The organism is Sphingobacterium sp. Mn56C (assembly GCF_049319645.1).
GTDB lineage: Bacteria > Bacteroidota > Bacteroidia > Sphingobacteriales > Sphingobacteriaceae > Sphingobacterium.
Genome location: NZ_JBMOUC010000001.1, coordinates 1,122,448 through 1,142,414, shown reverse-complemented (window position 1 = coordinate 1,142,414; position 19,967 = coordinate 1,122,448). Strand labels below are relative to the sequence as shown.

General features: G+C 40.2%; 15 protein-coding genes. All 15 read left to right on the top strand.

The genetic code is table 11. The features are described 5' to 3' along the window. Positions 1–7 precede the first annotated feature (7 nt). The 15 genes from ACL9RF_RS04810 (at position 8) to ACL9RF_RS04740 (ending at position 19,951) form a co-directional block, all read left to right on the top strand. Positions 8–913, top strand: coding sequence for a hypothetical protein (locus ACL9RF_RS04810; RefSeq protein ID WP_422799458.1), 906 nt, complete (start codon positions 8–10; stop codon positions 911–913). Next, a complete protein-coding gene (gene tssR, locus ACL9RF_RS04805) occupies positions 910–3,270 on the top strand; it encodes a type VI secretion system protein TssR domain-containing protein (RefSeq protein ID WP_422799457.1) in 2,361 nt (786 codons plus the stop codon). The genes ACL9RF_RS04810 and tssR overlap by 4 nt, the downstream gene beginning before the upstream one ends. Before the next feature lie 164 nt (positions 3,271–3,434). Continuing rightward, a complete protein-coding gene (locus ACL9RF_RS04800) occupies positions 3,435–5,906 on the top strand; it encodes an AAA family ATPase (RefSeq protein WP_422799456.1) in 2,472 nt (823 codons plus the stop codon). Between the two features lie 22 nt (positions 5,907–5,928). Next, positions 5,929–6,369 (top strand): GPW/gp25 family protein, encoded by a 441-nt coding sequence (locus ACL9RF_RS04795; RefSeq protein ID WP_422799455.1) that lies wholly within the window; start codon positions 5,929–5,931, stop codon positions 6,367–6,369. Between the two features lie 44 nt (positions 6,370–6,413). After that, a complete protein-coding gene (locus ACL9RF_RS04790) occupies positions 6,414–8,309 on the top strand; it encodes a type VI secretion system baseplate subunit TssF (RefSeq protein ID WP_422799454.1) in 1,896 nt (631 codons plus the stop codon). Further along, complete coding sequence (locus ACL9RF_RS04785) at positions 8,293–9,240, top strand: type VI secretion system baseplate subunit TssG (RefSeq protein ID WP_422799453.1); 948 nt, start codon at positions 8,293–8,295, stop codon at positions 9,238–9,240. The genes ACL9RF_RS04790 and ACL9RF_RS04785 overlap by 17 nt, the downstream gene beginning before the upstream one ends. Positions 9,241–9,276: 36 nt before the next feature. Next, on the top strand, positions 9,277–10,158 hold the full coding sequence (locus ACL9RF_RS04780; protein ID WP_422799452.1) for a TssN family type VI secretion system protein: 882 nt from the start codon (positions 9,277–9,279) through the stop codon (positions 10,156–10,158). Positions 10,159–10,191: 33 nt separating this feature from the next. Further along, complete coding sequence (locus ACL9RF_RS04775) at positions 10,192–11,340, top strand: hypothetical protein (protein ID WP_422799451.1); 1,149 nt, start codon at positions 10,192–10,194, stop codon at positions 11,338–11,340. A 130-nt stretch (positions 11,341–11,470) separates the two neighbouring features. Then, positions 11,471–11,923: a type VI secretion system contractile sheath small subunit gene (locus ACL9RF_RS04770; protein WP_422799450.1), complete on the top strand. Its 453-nt coding sequence runs from the start codon at positions 11,471–11,473 to the stop codon at positions 11,921–11,923. A 25-nt stretch (positions 11,924–11,948) separates the two neighbouring features. Continuing rightward, positions 11,949–13,316 (top strand): DUF5458 family protein, encoded by a 1,368-nt coding sequence (locus tag ACL9RF_RS04765; protein ID WP_422799449.1) that lies wholly within the window; start codon positions 11,949–11,951, stop codon positions 13,314–13,316. 94 nt (positions 13,317–13,410) lie between these two features. Continuing rightward, positions 13,411–13,914: a hypothetical protein gene (locus tag ACL9RF_RS04760; protein WP_422799448.1), complete on the top strand. Its 504-nt coding sequence runs from the start codon at positions 13,411–13,413 to the stop codon at positions 13,912–13,914. A gap of 5 nt (positions 13,915–13,919) precedes the next feature. Continuing rightward, positions 13,920–15,824, top strand: a complete 1,905-nt coding sequence (locus ACL9RF_RS04755; RefSeq protein WP_422799447.1) for a type VI secretion system Vgr family protein — start codon at positions 13,920–13,922, stop codon at positions 15,822–15,824. After that, positions 15,824–16,948, top strand: coding sequence for a DUF2931 family protein (locus ACL9RF_RS04750; protein ID WP_422799446.1), 1,125 nt, complete (start codon positions 15,824–15,826; stop codon positions 16,946–16,948). Before ACL9RF_RS04755 ends, ACL9RF_RS04750 begins: the two co-directional genes overlap by 1 nt. 70 nt (positions 16,949–17,018) lie before the next feature. Continuing rightward, positions 17,019–18,134 (top strand): DUF2931 family protein, encoded by a 1,116-nt coding sequence (locus ACL9RF_RS04745; protein ID WP_422799445.1) that lies wholly within the window; start codon positions 17,019–17,021, stop codon positions 18,132–18,134. Between the two features lie 5 nt (positions 18,135–18,139). After that, positions 18,140–19,951 carry a phospholipase effector Tle1 domain-containing protein gene (locus ACL9RF_RS04740; RefSeq protein ID WP_422799444.1) on the top strand — a complete coding sequence of 604 codons (1,812 nt, stop codon included), beginning with the start codon at positions 18,140–18,142 and terminating at the stop codon, positions 19,949–19,951. Positions 19,952–19,967: the final 16 nt, after the last annotated feature.

Sequence of the window (19,967 nt, the reverse complement as noted above, 5' to 3'; positions counted from 1 at the left end):
GTAGCCTATGGAAGCCTATAGAAAACATAACCATTTAAAAGTTTTACTCCTTTTAGGGGCTGTATTTTTTAGTCTGCTATGGACAGGATTATGGCTGCAATCGACGTTTTTTCATTCTGCAGGTGATATTGATGCAAACGTTTATCCCAGTACCTTGTCCGTGGGTGACACTTTATTTTATACCGATAAATCTGCATTTACAGCCTTAAAGGAGTGGCATTTCGGGGATGGAAACAGTTCGGTAAATGACAGCGGGTTTTACTTTTATAAAAAACCGGGTTATTACCAGGTAAAACTGACTTTAAATGGGCAGTATACCAAAGAATTTGCGATTACAGTATTGCCCCAAGCCGGCGAAAAGCTAATGGACTCCATGACTACAATGGAGGCGCCACATCAGGTTATGCAATATGAAAATGTGGTGTTTAGGGCACACAGCAAATATGCTAAGGTATTTGTTTGGAAGTTTGGCGATAGCCATACCATAGATGCCAGGGAGAAGGTTGCTATCTATGCATACCAAACACCGGGCGACTATACGGTTACGCTCTATACCGATGAAACAGCATATCCTATAACACAGCAAATACGGGTTTTGCCTTCCTTTAAACTTCGAAACGACTCGCTTTCTGTAGATGATATGTACAACAAGATTGATGACGACTTTAAGTATCACCTCCAACAGATTGCCAACAGCACGCAGGTTAATCAGCATTATAAATACCTATTAACCAAATACCTCTGCCAGCAGGAAAATACACCTGTAAAAGTGAACAGCAATAAAATAAATAGCTTTTACTATTACTGTGCGGGTTTACAGTTTGATAGAAATAGGATTATAGAACGTGTTAAGGTGGGTTTTGATGATGATATGAATTGTGTAACACAAATTGAAATAATCCAAGACAAATGAGCCGCACATTTAGATATATCCTGGCCTTTGGTTTTGCATGCCTTCTTCTTGCAAGGGGCTGCTCGCTGCAAAAGGTTCTAATAACACCGCATCCAACATTTTACACCAGTATGGATAGCCAGTATTACGATACTGGTTTCTCGCGTAAAGGCCAGGATTGGATTGCCTTCTCCGACCGATCCCATAACCGCATTTTCCCAACTTCGACATCCGATCATCAAGCCCATAACAAATTGTGCACATTCCTAGATCCCTTTATTATCCTCAAAAAGAAAGGCGGTATGTATAAGGTTACCGCCTATAAGCCTGATTTCATCCAAAATGGGAAAGTACCGCGGTCTAAGCATCTTCGTTTCACAGGTTGGATTCCTGAAGAACAGGTATTGCTTTGGCGTAGCGGAATAATCAACGCATCTACGGGTTTTATGGCTAAAGTTGCTGTTGTTATTAACGCTAAAGAAGTTATGCTGCAGCCCGAAAAATATATACAGCAAGATTCGGCTTTTATATATGCTACTCCCGATCTTACCCACAAAACTGGAAAGAAAATAGGCTTGGGGTCTATCGTGTATATCTATAAACAAGCAGCAGATGGGCAACGATTTTTGATTGGTACAGACCCTCATTTAATGCCCGATAGCTTACAGCACACTACAATGGGATGGATAAGTCGCCATATGTTGTCGGTTTGGGGAGAGCGATTTGCTGTAAAAACAAAAAACGACACCTTGCAGATTGTGCCCTTTTACCCGGATAGTTGCTGTAACGTAGCTGCATCTACCCAGAAAGTATTAAAAACAGCGAATAGCCTAACACAGCTTTATCCTATACAAAATACCGGCGATTTAAAATGCAGCACCAAGGTTTTTAGACCTTTATTTAGTTACGCTAAGAATAGAATTTATAATGTTTTTGGGCAACCGATTTATTATAATAACTACCTCGAATTACTGGATAACCACAGCAAACTCAATATCATCTTTGTGCTTGATATTAGTGGATACAGCAAACCCTATACTGCCGTTGTGAAATCACTACTGCAGGAACTACAGCTGAAGTTCAGTCGGTCTAATTATTTTACAGCCGTTAATTTTGGGGCTGTAGTGTACAAACAAAGTCGCTACAACATCGAAGCCTTCCATACGGATCTACATGCTGACTATAACGCAATTACACATTTCCTTGACGAGCAACAAAAACATGTACCCGGTAAAGATACAACTATTGTTCAGCCCCTGGACAAAGGCATAAACGCAGCCGCCAATATGTTGGTTGATGCGCAGCAGGAGACCAACTTAATTGTGGTCATAGGCTCCACAGCAAGCTTAAGGCAAAGTAACATGGTTATTCATGCACTTTCAAGAAGTAATGCCAGAGCCCTATTTTTTCAGACCCAATCTAAAATGGCAGATGCATATACAGATTTTGTGCTTTTGGCAGAAAACGCCGTTCTAGAGAGTGCGGGTAATATTTCTGCAAAAAAGAAAGCCACCCTTGTCGATCAGCGTACAATCTTATCGGTAAATAAGTATAACATATCTGCAGGCCATAATGGCGTATATATGCTCGATTTTCCTCAACAGAGTATGACCCAGGGCTTAGTGGTATTTCCCAAAAAAGGGGACGTGATGGAAGTAGGAATACTCAAGATGGCACTCGATACGTTACTCAGACAGGTTACTGTCGATAATAAAAGCATGGATAGCTGTTTAATACGTTTTTTCCATTCTTCAATTGGGTTAAAGCGCACCAGCTTATCTACAGCTTATACCCGTCATTTTGAGGATACAAAAATCCGTATTCCAACGGATGTTGCATCCGCCTTTCTGAACCGAAATACGAGCTTACTTTTACGCGAATCTTTCACTGTAAAACAGGATTCATTACCCCATGTAGTACAACCAGGGTTGTTTCTAAACTCCTTGGAGTATGAGCAGTTAAGAGAGTTTTACAACCAAGTATATCAGGCTGTTGTACCGAAAAAGGGGAAGTTTCGCAAAGGTAAAGCCATACGTACTTACTTGCGTATTCTCGCTGAGCATCCGTATGCCGCAAAGAAGTTAAAACGAGCCAAACTTAAACGGTTGCCTATGCGCGAATTAATCCGATTATCAACAGGGTTTGACTTTTTACTGACGGAAACTACCGGCATGGAAAAAACAGCCAACGACTGGATAAAGGATAAAAAAATACGTCCCGAAATGGTTTACAACTATTTCGTCCAATTTGGCGATATAGCCGCAAAGCTTCAGATTGCTAAACAGGATGATTCCTTACATATAGCACATAAAGGGAAGGTTTTCTTTTGGCTTAGTGCGGACTACATCCCACAACTAAAAACGGGTTTTGGGCTTTAGCGCCGCACAGTAAGAATTCGTTACGCTACTGTAGCGGATGAATTAGGCCGGTTATCCGGTAGCATTAAGAATAAGGTTATGGTCGAGTTTTTTCACTGGACTGAAAATAGAAATTGGATACCATTGCATTTAATTTTTCAACACATAATAAGAGTTATCTAAAAATGAGCATAATCATAACCAACGAAACCTTAAAACAGCTCTTTCATATAGCACAATCTATAGCAAAAGAAAATCAAAATATGCATTATGGTGCTTCGCATTTACTGCAGGCACTGATGCATCGGGAGATGGATTTACGTGATTTTTTGAAGAATATAGACCAGGATCCGAATTATATTTACGATTGGACGGAAGTACGTATAGAGGAATATCCAAAATCGGTACATCTTCCTACAAACATTGCGCAGGATTGTATTGTTGCTAGTATAATTGAAGCGGCTGATACCATCCGTTTAAAACTCGGACTGGATGAAATTACGCCTTTATGTATGCTTGCAGCCCTCGTAAAGCCGAATATCGCTTACACTACAGAACAGCTTAAATCACTCCCCCTAAGGGAACATGAGATATTACAGGCGTTTATGCATACCGATGCTGATTTGCCGGCTAACGATACTATGGTAGTACATAAGCTATTTACCAGTACTCCTAAGTATGCGGAGGATATAACTGCCAAAGCGAAAGCCGGAAAACTGCAACGTATTATAGGTCGTGAAAAGGAACTGCGTAATCTTATGGAAGTATTATGCCGAAAAAGTAAACCCCATGTTTTAATAATTGGTGAGCCTGGTGTGGGCAAGACTGCCTTGGTTGCAGGTTTAGCACTGGAGATTGTACAGGGTAATGTACCGGCGATGTTGTGCTCTTCCTTGATTATTGCATTGGATCTGCCGAGTTTATGTGCCGGAACGGCTTATAAAAGTGAAATTGACGATCGCTTAATGGCTGTTTTAGCAGTCTGCAAGAAAATGAATAAGGCTATTGTATTTATCGACGAAATACATAACCTCTTGGACGAAAAGGGTAGTGCAGGGCATCTGGGAAACTTGATAAAACCTGAACTTTCAAACGGGGAGATAACCGTAATTGGTACGACTACACAAGACGAATATCGAAAAATAATTGAGCGCGACAAGGCATTTAACAGGCGTTTCGAAGTATTGGCTTTGGAGGAGCCGAATCAAGATACCTGTGTAAAAATGATGGAACTGCAGCTGGAGCACTTCAAAGCTCATCATACCATGGATGTGGATAAATGTGCCTTGGCTGAATGTGTAAGATTAGCAAAAAGATATGCTAAAGGTAAAAAACTTCCTGATGCCGCTATAGATTTACTCGACCGTACAATGGCGGCATTAAAGATTCTGAACGAATTATCAGTAAAAGAGCTGCACGCCTGGAAACATGAATTTGACCAGCTTTTTACAACAGTCTTCACCGATGAACAAGAACGAATTAGGCAGTTGCATGGGCTATATGGGCAGTTACAAAATAGGATAAGCCCTATACTGTGGGGGGCGTTAAAGGAGCAGCCTAACCTGCATCGCTCCATGAAAGCAGATGCTATCCAGCAAGTGCTAGAGGAGGTGTATTCCAAGCTGCTGATCGATGCTCGTGTACCAAGGTTGCAAGTCGGCAAGCTTGAGCTTACTGCGGTCATGGCCAGCATAACGAATATTCCAATTGGCCATATACAAGCGCAGGAAAAAGAAAAACTGCAGCATATGGAGATACTGCTTCGAAAAAGAGTTGTAGGTCAAAACCATGCTTTAAAAATTGTTACAGATGCTATTATTGAAAACCGCAGTGGATTGAAAAAAAACGGACAACCTATCGGATCCTTTTTCTTCCTTGGTCCTACGGGAACTGGTAAAACGGAATTGGCAAAATCAATAGCCGAGTTATTATTCCACGATGAAACGGCTATGATCCGCTATGATATGTCGGAATTTAAAGAGGAACATGCTGCAGCCTTATTATATGGTGCACCGCCAGGCTATGTAGGCTATGAAGAAGGGGGCCTGCTGGTGAACAAAATACGTCAACAGCCATATGCCGTAGTCCTGTTTGATGAAATTGAAAAGGCGCATCCGTCTGTGTTTGACCTATTCCTACAGATTATGGATGAAGGCAAAATCCATGATAAACAAGGGAAGGAGGGGGATTTTAGCCATGCCTTGATCTTGTTTACGTCGAATATCGGAAGTCAGCTAATTGCTGATAAATTCAACCAAAATATAACCCCTGCCACTGCCGACCTACAACAAATAATGTGCAGTTATTTTCGCCCTGAATTTTTAGGCCGCATTACGGAAATTGTCCCATTTGCTCCTATAACGGAAGATACAGCAACCGAAATATTTAAAATACAGGTACAAACCTTGGTTACGGCATTGCATAACCTGGGTATTCATTTTTCTATGACCCAGGAGGCCATGCGAAATCTTGCCGTTGCGGGGTTCAACAGCAGTTATGGTGCCCGCCAGATCAGTAGCGTAATACGTACACAGCTAACACGGCCCATATCAAAAAAAATTCTCGCAGAGGAACTGATGAATGGCTATTCCATAACAGTAGACTGGAATAATGCCGACAAAATAGTCCATTGGCATATCTCCTCGCCGGAATTATAATATACCTGTAAACAGCCTTATTATGATACACCTAAATTATAATATACCGATAGACACGGAGAAGCTTATTAACAAGCAGCACAATGATGTGGTCTGTAGCGATGCTGAGAGTATTGCGCAAAATATTATGCTATTAATAACGACAAAGAAACGGGAGCATAGATATGACTTGGATTTTGGTAATGCCGTTTGGGATTTGGAGTTTGATAATGCGGTGACTACCGTAGAATGGGAGGCGCTTTTTATAAAGAGTATGAAGGAACAAATAGGTAGGTATGAAAAACGCATCAATACCCCCAAAATTGAAATTCATATGGAGTATGTTGCCCATACTTATGAAACTAAGATGTTTAGTGAGATAAGAAAGAAAGCGAAAATTGCCATTAATGCAAAATTAACCGATAGTGGGGAGAACTTCAGTTTTATGACGGAGTTGTATTTGAGTCCAATGTCTATAGATTAAAACTTGTAGCAGCACTTTTTTAAAAAAATATTCGAAAACAGGGTATGATAAATGAAAAAACAACCGCTTATTCAAAAGAAGCAATTAAGGAACGTATGTTACGGAATGCTGTAAAAATATGGGGACTAAAAAGCAGTGATAATATGGACCCATTGGTATCGCTACTCATCGACGCTTTTGCTATGGAAATTTTTAAGGTCAATCATGAAATCCAGAACGCAGACTCCAGGGTGTTGGAAAAACTGGCTAAACTCCTTACACCTTCGATATATACCCATCCACAACCTGGACATGCCCTTGCCTACTGTTACCCGAATGACTCGATAATGGAATTACCAGCATACAGCGAATTTTTTATAAAAAAGCAAATACCGTCATTCAAAAAATCGGAACCCGATAATCAGGTCGATATTCATTTTACTCCGGTGGATAAGGTGAGGCTGGTGAAAATGAAAACTGCCGTTATGATAACCGCAGGGTGCTACTTTACTTTTACGGAAGGCTCCTGTAAAACAGTCCTGGCAAAACTACCTTCCACAACATTACGCCCGAATAAAATTATGCTCGGTATTGATGCAACCGATTTTTCTGGGGACCATTTCCCGACAAAATTAGCATTGTACTGTACAAACCCAACACATGGCTATATAGACTTTGTATATAAATTATTGCCCTTTATTTCGGTTACTGCTGCCGGAGAACTCTTGGAAGTTACAGCGGGCCTAAGCTATTGTACGCAAAAATCTACTGCGGGATATTTAGAGATTTTTAGCGAAAACTCTCTGCAGAAACTCTTAGAAGAAAATATTAAAAATACGTATAAGGATAAATTCATTGAGATATCGGGCTTAAAGGCAAGCCTGCTTACCGGGCTGCTACCGCCTTCATTGCACTTTATGCACGACCTCAGGGAGGCAATGGCAGGTATTGAAGGGAAACAAATGCTGTGGTTGGAGATGGAGTTTCCTCCACAATACACGCATGATATTCTTGCTGGTTTTTCATTTTCTTTAAATGCCTTCCCCATTTATAACCGGAAATGGAAAAGTAAGGAGTATGCATTGAATGTTATGGCCGATAATATTCCTATGTCGACCGCTGTGGGAGAACATTTCCTATTTGTAGATAAGGTGGAGGATAACTTTGGCCATGTGTATTCGGAGATTCCATTTCAAAATACAAAGGAGGTGGATGTTACGGGACAGTTTACCGTTAGAAAAGGAGGGATGGAACGTTTTAACGACCGTAATGCGTTGGATATGACGGCAAATTTACTGGAGTTAACTCGAGATGAAGTTTCTGCTTTTGGAGTTTTAGACCGAGATAAAGTTGTAGAGGCCATACGAAAAATGACGAATCAAATGCGGGTATTGGATAAGCGCGTTTCCCAAGCTGAAAAAACTACCATGCAGGAAATTAACTATGCTATCGTAAGTCCGTTTGCGGATACAGAATATTTGAAGGCAGCGTATTGGGTTTCCAATTGCACCTTAGCCAATAATATACCAATGGGTACCTGCTTTACGCAGCCTAGAATTACGGAGGTTATTACAAACCAGTCGATTACTTTATTAACCCCAACTACCGGAGGTAACGAAGCCCAAAAAGGAACAAACGCAATTCAGGCCTATAAATATGCATTAACCACAAGGAATAAGCTTATTTCTATGGAAGATATTAAAAGCTTTTGTTTCCTCCTGGTAGCAGATGATATTGCGGAAATTCAGGTAAAAAGAGGAACTATCATTAGCAGTAAACCTAAAGAAGGGTTTATTAAAACTATAGAAGTGGAGATTACGCCGAAGGCGTACAACAGGATGGGGACAAGATATTGGAACAATCTTGCGGAGACGCTAAAACATCAAATTATGCTTAGAGGAATTGACGGAATTGAATATATCGTTCGTGTAATAGATGGAGATCATGAAACAGGTGTATAATATAAGTGGCAACTGGGCAATACAGAATAACCTGTTTACAGATTATAAGGCTGAAGTAATCGCCTTAAACCTGATGAAATATTTTACCAATATAGAGCAGGTATTTTTAAATCGCATGGGAGGTAGCCATAGAACCATTCAAAAAGATATTGTAGGTGTACATAGTCATTGGTACGCGTTGGACGCGCTTATTGTTGAACTATCTTCCTGTCGAGACGGAATTTATGATTATCTCCCCGAAGGGGTTTTTCATGCCCCATACCGCGGTAATTCCGCTCGCCATGTTGATGCGATTAGATCACATATCCACGAACAAAATAAAGTAGAAGCTGCTGCGCGCACCTTCTTCAAGCCTTTTGAGCAAGAGTCTTTCTTCGTAACACGTAATGCCCTCCAGCAGGAACACGCATTTGAAACCATGGATCAGTCGCCCATGTTTTTACAGGTTATGAAAGAGCTTTGGTCTTTACTGGGTGCTGTTGACCCTAATACCGCAAAGATCTTTATTCACCTGCTTCCTTTTTTCCATCGTGTTAAAGGCAATTCCAGCTGGTTAGCCAAATGTTTAACTGCTTTTTTGAATATTCCGGTAACAATAACCTTTGTTCCCAATAAGGTGAAGGACTTTCAAAGCGGCACAAGCAGTGTTTCTCTTTCCAATTTTCACCTGGGCATATCCATGGTTTTAAGTGGTGAACATTTTGATGGCAACAGAAACTGGTGTATACAGTATGGGCCTATTCCTTATGCAGAGATGGCGAATTATGTGCCAAAATCGGCACTTAGAACGTTGCTATCCGTCCTTTACAGTCATTTTGTGCCCGCCAATATTGCGGTCGAAGAGGCCTTCTTAACAAATCGAAATACGGATTCTTTTGTAGTAAGTAAAAGCCAGGATACCAATAGGTTGGGCTACACAACGTACCTATAAGACGGAAAATCACAACACCTAAAAACAGTTATTTATATGGATAACCAAGTTATAAAAGTCATTTTTCTGAAATACATATTAGTACCCCTAGTAATTATACTACTTGCCGTTATCCTGGGGTATATGAAAATCAAATTGCCATCCATTAAATGGAAAGTCATCGTAGCCTACTTACTGGTTGCCGGGATATGCCTTGCGCTACCGGGTTTTTTGGGCTATTCAGGAAACACCTTTAATCCTTTTTGGTATTTAATCTGTATGTTGTATTATATGTTTTGTGGTATGTTAAACGTCAATCTACTACAGAATTTTTTTTACAGCAAATCGCAGCCACTAGGTTTTATAATGCTCTTTAATGGCATCCTAACTACGATAGCTTTATTGTTAGGGGGGTATATTTTTTATTGGATATTTAATGGATTAAGCCCTTTTGAAGGGTATGCCTTTATGGCTGCCACATCCCTCACAATATTCCTTATACCGCTCTCCTTTTATTACTGTTTTATCTTATACATTACTATCCCCTTTACCATCTATAAGACCTGGCAGCATACCCAAGTTCATAATGTCTTTGACTTTCACAAATTAGAATCATCAACCCTTATCGTAATAACCCTGGAATTAACTAAAACAACAGCCGAAGGCCAAAAGTCTAGAATAGATGCCAAAGCCCCTTATGATGTGCTAGCTGTAGGGCATTGGTTTTATAGGGTTGTGGATGATTACAATCACAAATATCCGGCAAGCCCCATTCAGCTGCTAGACGCTAATGACGAGGCTTACTCCTGGGTATTTTATACCAAAAAATCAATTTTTCATTTTAGAAAATTTATTGATTTCGACAAAACAATGCAGGAAAACAAAATAACAAAGCACAGTACTATTTTTTGTAAAAGAGTGATTAACAATGAAATTTAATTTTAATCGATACCCAATAAACCCTACATAGCTATGATTCAGAACCTAAAAAACTTCGCAATAAACTGGACGGATGGGATGAAAATATCGGAAAAGCATCTCAACGCTCACGACAACTTCTTTCTAGACAGTTTACGGGACACAAATTCCTTACGCTGTACGAATTATAACTATGGCCTCTTGCCTATAGGGTTCAAAAAAGGAGATGAGGAGGCGATATTCGAGGTGGTTAATACGGCCACGAATGATGTCCATATTGTCGTCAGACATTGTGCTGCAATAACGGAAGCAGGGTATAGAATTGAGCTTTCAGATTATAAAATTAATTTTAAATCGTTACTTAATACTAGTAAGGGTAAAACCAGCCAAAATAAATTAGCCTATTACGTGCTTATTTCCGCAAACCCCTATAGCAGAATACCCTTTGGGGATATCGATCCCGAGGAAACTCCACCTAGACATCCCTATACCCAATCGAAATATACAATACAGCTTTTAGCTGAGGATGATTTAAAAAGTGGCGCCACAGGTGGTAATTACCTGATTATTGGTAAGGTTGAAATTGATGATCATGCAGCTAAAGCGGATAAAAACTTTATCCCCCCCAGCACAAGTCTGCATAGTCATCCGGTATTGCTTAGCTATTACCAAAGTTTTGCCGATGCGATGGGAAAACTTCAACAGTATGCGCTTATTATTATAAAGAAAGCACTGCAATTTAATCAGAATACCACCTTAGTGATCAATGTGAAAGGCCTATGCCGCACGATAATAGATTATATCGCCAATATATATTTTAGTTATAGAAATATGGTGCCCCAACAACCACCGGTACATATGATTGCGATTTTCTCCAGCCTTGCCTTGCATATATACAACAGTACGCAAGTATTGGCTAATGCAGAGTTGGAGGAGATGTTAAATTATTCCTTTGAATGGAGTGAAGTGCCACCACATGCCCTGCTGAATCAGCTATCTATGGTGGCCGAGATTAACTATGATCACAATAACTGCGGGCAGCATATGTCGGCTATTAAGCTCCTTTTAGACAGCTTAGAGCGCATTTTCAGCCATCTGAGTAACCTGGATTACATCGGTCAGGTAAAAGAAAATATCATCGTTAATGATACCGATATTACACCCAAAACACAGGTTAAGAAAGGCTGGAGTTTACTTGATTAGCATAGAAGTAGTCTTACAAATGATAGATCTAAGAAAACTTCTACAACGCATAAAGGCTATTTTTCGTAACAAAAACTTAGCATCTGGTTCGCGAGATCCTAAAATTAATAACCCTATAAATCCAAAAATTATGACAATGTTCAATTATGGTGTTGGTGGCAACGAAGTAAAAGTAGACACCAATGAAGCTATCCAGGAAATACAACAAAATAAAACCCTACTGGTTAGCAAGTTAACAACAGAGGAGCCGACTTCCCCAGAAATAGTAAAAGACTTAAAAACGATTGCTGATGTTTTTAATTATTTCAAACCTGTAGTAGCAATAAGACACGATACTGCTGATGGAGATGCAGTTAACGAAGATTTTACGTTTCAAAACCTGGGCGATTTTACCCCCAAAAATTTAGTACAGAACTCCGAGTTTTTAAATAATCTGAGTTTAGCGCAGAAACAATACAATACCATTATCCGACAATTGCGAAACAATAAGGTACTGCAAAATATGTTGGCTAACCCGGAGGCCAAAGCCGAATTTATTGAAACGCTTAAATCGGTCGTTTCCGAACTGGAAGGCCAGCAATAACAGCGAACTATTTAAAACAAACATTATGTCAAAAACACAACCAACAACAGCAGCAGCAGCAGCAGCAGCAGCGCCACATAAACAACAGCTGCTGGAAAATGATAGCCATATTAGCGCATTATCAAAACTAGGCGGTTTTAGTTTTATGGAATCCGTAATCGATGGCATTGCCAATATGAACGCCGAAAGAAAAGCAAGGAAACAGATTTTCCTATCCGACAGCAATAAAGCCGCCGAAAGAAAAGATCTTCTTAAGAAGATTCAGGTTTGGATTGATCTGCTAAGTGCCAATGCGCTGGTGGAGCATATGGTAGAAGACTGCAAAAATAAATCGGCAACAGCCGAAATAACCCTAAAAAAGAACTTAAAAAATACCTTAGAACAAACCAGAGATCTGGAGACTGCCTATAGAACGGTTGCTCAATTTTATAAAAATACCGAATTGGATCGGGTAGATAATGTTCATCTGATAAATGCCTCTTTAGCACAAGTTTCTGATATTGATAATCCACTCTTTATAAACCATATCGCCAATGAATTTAAGCAGTATTACGATCGTTTAGATTTGAGAGATAACTACGCCATCTTCGTGGCTCCAGGTTACTTTGGATCGAATAAGGTCGTAGAAAAATGGGCGAAGGTATGTAATGAGAACAAGGTTATGTTAGTAACGGATTTCGCTGATCTTGATAAACCGGATGATGTAATTGATTTATTCTATAGCGCGAATCTTACGGGTGGAGAGCTGCATAGGAGCAATGTTATCATGACATGTAACTGGATTATCGGTCGGGGTAAAGCAGAGGAGGTAGGGGAAGCGGACCATGTATACCTACCGCCATCCACCTCCTTAGCGGGAAAAATCCATTCTACATTAATGTCGCAGGCTGCTGCAGGTAAAAAATATGGCAGCATAAACGAGGTCGATGCTGTAAAGTTTGAACTTAAGAAAAGTGAAATTTCTCAATTAGAAAAGATGGGTTTGGTACCCATGGTGAATGAATACGGTAAAATTATGGCATTTTCTGCAAAAACATTATTTACAGGGGATAACATAGGTTTACAAACCTATTCTGTGGTCCGCGTTTTTGATTATGTAACCAAGGTGCTCCTGGATTTTCTAAACCGTAGGGCCTTTGAAAACTGGACTGCAAAAAATGAAGATGATCTTCGAAAACAGATTGTCCGTTTTCTGGATGGTATTAAAGGTGCCGACAAATTAATCGAAAAATTTAAGATTGTTCGCTTTGAGCAAGACCGCCACCAAAAAGATAGGGTCTGGTTAGATATTCGGATGACTCCCTATTTTCCGGCCAAATCCTTTGTTATAAAACTCGATGGTCATAAGGGGGATGATGGGAATGAATGGGAGGCAGAATATGTGCAGGAATAACATTTAAAAAGGCAAGCAAACTGATGGATGACAGCTTTCAGGTTTCTATTCCATACGGCTATGCTGCCTACCTATTACCTATGCTTAACCCTATATGAAACGTATAACACTGATGCTACTTATCAGCCTGGGTGTTGCCTGTTCTAAAAAGTATAAATCAAGGGCAACAGCAGACAAACAGACGGATAGCAGGTACGCTACAATTAACCTCTTCCAGGAGGCGCAGCCTGTGGAGGAAATGCGCGTTGTAACTATAGCCCTAAAGGAGGCTGTAAGTAAATCTGCTGTTGTGGTCTTCACAACAGACATACAGCGAATAGAGTGCTCCGACTATAGAGGTGGTTCCATCTTTTTCCTGTATCAGGTGAACCGTGGCGAATTTATAAAATCCGGCGGCAAACATAAAAATTGCAAATTTCCGATACGGTTTATAAGCGATAAAAAACTTTTTTATGAAAGACAAATCCATGATTCCATATACCTGTTTTTAATGCCCATGAATGGGCATAAGCTGTTGGAAGACAACCTAGCGGTGAAATATAAATGGAATACTACTATTCCAGGAATAATAAAAAGATTAAAAAAAAATGAAAAGTAACGCATATGGCAAAAAAGGATAGTGGAGGTCAGGGGCAGAAGAGCAATGCCAGCCTGATGGCAAAAAATGAGATATCAGGAATATCTCACCTCGTAAAAATAACCATTGTGGTAGAAGGGAAGCAACTATTATATTACAAAAACTTCCACCTAAAACAGACCGTCTCTGGTCACCATCAATTTACACTGATCTTAGACCACGACGCTTTGGACGGACCGGAAGACCAACATCTAAAAAATGCACAAAAACTTTTGGGAAAACGTATACTCGTAACCTTTAAGCTAAAAAATATTATCAATGGGCCTGAAAAAGAGTTTGTAGGTGTAATAACCCAAGTTGGGTTATGTCGCGAAAATAGAAACCACGGCAATATTGTGCTATCTGGCTTTAGTCCGACCATATTATTAGATGCCGCCATCCATACCCAAAGCTTTGCTGGAAACACGATTATTTCCATAAATAATATTGTACGTACCGTAATCGAACAGGGGCTTGAAACCGATAAGTATCCGGTAGAGATAAATTCTACCTATGAAAATGTAGCCTACAGCTGCCAGTACCAAGAAACACATTACAATTATTTGGTGCGCCTTGCTGAATCTTATGGACAGCAGTTTTACTATGACGGCACCTGTATCCGATTTGGAAAATTATCTTTTTCGGAAAAACCAATACCCTTAACTTATGGTAAAAATGTCGACAAAATTGACATCAATATAAGAGCGGTGCACCTTAATTATCGCTACTATGGGTATAATAGTTATGAAAACCAAAGGCTTTTTACAGGACCTAGTACGATTAACCATGTATCATCTTTGGGGAAAGCGGCGAGCGATATTTCTAAAAGAATATTTAGTACCCCCTCTTTGGTTGTGGCTCCGCTAAGAGCAAGAACGACGAAAGACCTGGATGCAAAGCAAGAGGGCAAAACAGGTGGTGCTTCAGTCAATAGTTTTGTAACGACAGGACGCACAAGAATACCTTTTCTTTATCCGGGTTGCCTTGTCGATATGGACATGCTTCATGCAGAAACCAATGAGCCGACCTACTTTACCAGGTTGATGATTACTGCTGTAAACCATACTGTTGACAAATTGGGGAATTATATTGGCGATTTTGAAGCTGTAGGTGCTGATACAGGATACTTACCACAGAAAAAATTTTTTGTGCCTATTGCCGAGCCACAGTTTGCTACCGTAATTAACAATGCAGATGAAAGAGGACGCGTACAAGTGCGCTTCGATTGGCAAGGCGATGCCGACTGTAGCGATTGGATTCGTGTGCTTAGCCCCAATGCTGGCAGTAGTCAGAAGGTTGATAAAAACCGAGGTTTTGTATTTGTTCCTGAAATTGGCGACCAAGTTATGGTCGGCTTTGTGCATTGCCACCCTGATAGGCCCTATGTTATGGGGGGCTTGTTTCATGGTGGAATAGGTTTAGGTGGCGATAAACAGAATCACCTGAAAACGATAATAACGCGCAGCGGTTGCAGCATTCAAATTGACGACGATGAAAACCAAGGCAGCATTACCATTAAGGACCCCAGCGGTAATGTATGGTATATGGATGGTAATAAGAATATTAGCCTCAGTGCACCGGAGAATTTCACCATAAATGCTGGCAAAAACGTTACTATCCATGCCGGAGAAAATATGAACCTAACTGTGGGAAATAATATGGACACACAAATTGGGAATGGTAATACAGTAACCGTTACTAAGGATCATCGATTTATCTCCGACTCCTATCATCAAAATATCAAAGGCGATAAGATCATACGTGTTGCGGGAAACTTAGACGAAGTTACCTCCACAACCACCCATAAAGCTAAGGACGGAGATGTATTAATTCAAAGTGCTGGTGTCGCTCAAGTTGTAGGTAAAATAGACGCTAAAATAAATAAAGAATAATGCAATACAAGAAATACACCCAACAGCTGTTTTTGCTTATGCTGCTCTCGGCACAACAAGCAAGCTGTAAGCAACAGATAAAGGAAAAGACTATGGCCATAGAACAATTTAAATGGGAGGAAAGCACCAATGCTCCATTGGGTTACCCCGCTGAAGTATATCAGGGTGGACTAGAGCTCGCCAGCGGTGGTTTTGTAGGTTTATTTCATGGCACAATCCCTGGAGACAACGGCTGGGGAAGTCCCGGTTCGGGGATGAGTAGTGGTGCTAAAACGCTACCTAATAAATTGGATGTCAAATACCTCAGTTATGCTGAAAACCAGTTTTACTACGCCAACTGTCCTATAGATTACGACAAACTTGTGCGTGTATTTAAGGAGCCGTTACAAAGAAGAGGAGCTATGGGTAATTTATTGGCGGACCACTTTGATCAGGTAAACGTTGGTTTTGCCCCCGGAGGCGTGGTAGTGGTATGGGCTTCAGGCCCCGGGCATCGCGTAGAAATCGGGCGTTACCAAGCGGAAAAAACTGTCATTCCGGAGTCTGAGATCAATAGATTAGACGGTGCGGCACATCTTATTTTTGAAGAAACGGAAGTAGAGCGCGTCATGCATTCAAACAGCATTATCCCCTTAGCAGTGCAGGCAGCGAATAAAAATAAACCCATCCCTTTTGGTCTTTGGGATAGCTACCGTAAGAAATACCATTGGAGGCCAATTTTTCAGATTCAGCAGGAGGGAAAAATGAGAGACTTTAGTTTTACCTATTTTAATGGCGAAAGAAATAAATACTTCTATGAAAACAATATACAGTCTACCAAAAACAGCGAACTCTTTTATCAAGAGGTACAAGATAGCATTACTTTCGCCATTCCAAGCAGCATAGGTTTTTCATGGTTTGCAAAAGACAGCCGAAAATATTCCGGTTATTTTCGGTTCAATGAGCAGGAAATCTTTCAGGCATTCCACAAACTCTGTGCATCCGATACCACAACACACATAGAAATGTTGATACGCACCAATATACCCAATAGTTATGCTACAGTACTACTTCGTAACAGCCAGGGTAAGGAAATAGCCTTAATACAGCATGATGATGAGGAATTTTTTCAAATTAAAAGATAATAACCATGGGAAAGACAGGCTTTTATGGGAAAATCAATTGAAGTAACTCGGCCCTCTAAATTTAACAGTTATGAAATACATCAAACAACTGCTTTTGCTTATGCTGCTCTCGGCACAACAAGCAAGCTGTCAGCAACAAAAAAAGGAAACGACTATGGCCATAGAACAATTTAAATGGGAGGAAGGCACCAATGCTCCATTGGGTTATCCCGCAGAAGTATATCAGGGTGGACTTGAACTCGCCAGCGGAGGTTTTGTAAGTTTATTTCGAGGTACTATTTCTGGACGTAACGGCTGGGGAAGTCCCGGTTCGGGGATGAGTAGTGGTGCTAAATCGCTGCCTAATAAATTGGATGTCAAGTACCTCAGTTATGCCGAAAACCAGTTTTATTATGCCAACTGTCCTATAGATTACGACAAACTTGTGCGTGTATTTAAGGAGCCGTTACAAAGAAGAGGAGCTATGGGTAATTTATTGGCGGACCACTTTGATCAGGTAAACGTTGGTTTTGCCCCCGGAGGCGTGCTGGTCGTATGGGCTTCAGGCCCCGGGCATCGTGTAGAAATCGGGCGTTACCAAGCGGAAAAAACTGTCATTCCGGAGTCTGAGATCAATAGATTAGACGGTGCGGCACATCTTATTTTTGAAGAAACAGAAGTAGAGCGCGTTATGTATGCAAACAGCATTATCCCCTTAGCAGTACAGGAAGCGAATAAAAATAAACCCATTCCCTTTGGTCTTTGGGATAGCTACCGTAAGAAATACCATTGGAGGCCAATTTTTCAGATTCAGCAGGAGGGAAAAATGAGAGACTATAGTTTTAACTATTTTAATGGCGAAAGAAATAAATATTTCTATGAAAACAATATACAGTCTACCAAAAACAGCGAACTCTTTTATCAAGAGGTACAGGATACTGATACCTTCGCCATTCCAAGCAGCATAGGTTTTTCATGGTTTGCAAAAGACAGCCGAAGATATTCCGGTTATTTTCGGTTCAATGAGCAGGAAATCTTTCAGGCATTCCACAAACTCTGTGCATCCGATACTACAACCCAAATAGAAATGTTGGTACGCACCAATATACCCAATAGTTATGCTACAGTACTACTTCGTAACAGCCAGGGTAAGGAAATAGCCTTAATACAGCATGATGATGAGGAATTTTTTGAAATTAAAAGATAATAGCCATGGGAAAAACATTTGTATATAATAGCGGCAAAGTTGTGGTTCCAAAGGAAGAATTGCAGCCGTCCTTCGGTATATTTTTTGACGGCACACTCAATAACAAAGAGAATACCCGAATTCGGGAGGCCGTACAGAGCAATACGGCTAAAGATTGGGAAAAAAAAGTATATAAAAAAAATGCTGGTCATGCGAAAGACAGTATCAGTTATCAAAATGACTATACAAATATTGCGCGACAATGGAGTGCTTGTAAGAAAGATTATGCAATTTATATAGAGGGCATAGGAACAGTAGAAGTCCCTCCTGATATAGCCAGTCAAAGTCCAGCGCAGCTAAAGAAAACCATTACTAAAATAGGTGATGTTTCGGAGGGATACCTATTGGGCTCAGGCGATACAGGAATACGAGGGAAAGTCCGTAGGGGTTGTGAAAAATTAGTGGAAAAACTAAAAAACATTGTAAATACCAGTGGTGAAAAAGAAGAAAAAAAACTCACCAGCCTCACCTTAGATATCTTTGGATTTAGCCGTGGCGCTGCTGCTGCACGCAATTTTTTATATGAAATTAACGGCAGCCGCAGGGCTATAGATGATGAATTAACAAGCAAAAAAAAACTAGAAAGGGTTGTTGAAGTAAAAAACAAGTCAAATAATCGAAGCAGAGTTGAATACAAGAAAGTTTATAAAACGCTCTATTACGATAGGGATAAAAAAGAGGTAGATGTGTTATATACCGTAAACAATAAGCTGCCTAGGTTTGGATATCTAGGCTACTTATTGTTGAAAAACGGAATCTTATCGAAAGAGGAATTAGAAGGCCTTATTCTGTGTATTCGTTTTATTGGACTTTATGATACCGTATCGAGCTATGAGGAGGTTAATAATCAATCCCTATCATTGGGTGCAAAAGTCGGTGCGCACTTACTTAATTTTAATCAGTTCGAGGATGATGTAGCGGAACTGCAGTTAAATAATCTAGGGCGATTTCAAAAGGCCGTTCATTTTACGGCGATGGATGAATACCGGATAAACTTCAGTCTTACACGGATGCAGGTTCCAGCGGGTTCGTCTAAATCGGTTCTTATAGAAAAAAATCTTCCAGGTGCGCATTGTGATATTGGTGGCGCATACCTTTCTGGATTTGAAGAAATACCCATTACTAAGGAGCATATCAAAGGGTATTGGTACAGAAAAGACCAAACACAAGGAAAGCGCTATGTCCGGAAAGAATACAGTTATATACCATTGCATTTTATGGAAACCCTATTTCGCAATGTGCTAGCCGGCGATGCCGATCAAGTGTTTGCATGTAAAATAGATGAAAAATATCCCCTAAAAATAAACAAGTATGATCATGAACTATTGTACCCGACAAGGGAGAATAGAAGCATGCTTCAGATGAACAGTAATTCGTCAGTTCATAGTCTATTCCCCCCGTCGAAAAAACAAAAAGTACGCTACAACCTCAAAGACGACGAGGTATTGCTAAATGCGAAAGATTATTTGCGGAGATATGTTTTTGGAGATGGGCAGGAGTGGAAATTTATCGACGATAGCCTTCTTAAAAAAAGAAAAAAACGAGTTGCCCAAAACCAGCTCATCGAAGATAGCAAAAGGGATAAGGAGGAGGAGACAGGTGTAAAAAACGAACAGGAGACTGATTTTAAGGTGATTAAGATAAAGGAAGTTCTAGTAAAAGGCTATGATAGTCAATTGCTGTTGAGAAAATTAAGGAATAGCTATTTACATTTGTCAGCAAGAATTTCAGAATTAGGCATGAAGCCACGTAGTAACAATTTGCGTGAGGAGTTTTAGGGGGCTACAAGTGGAA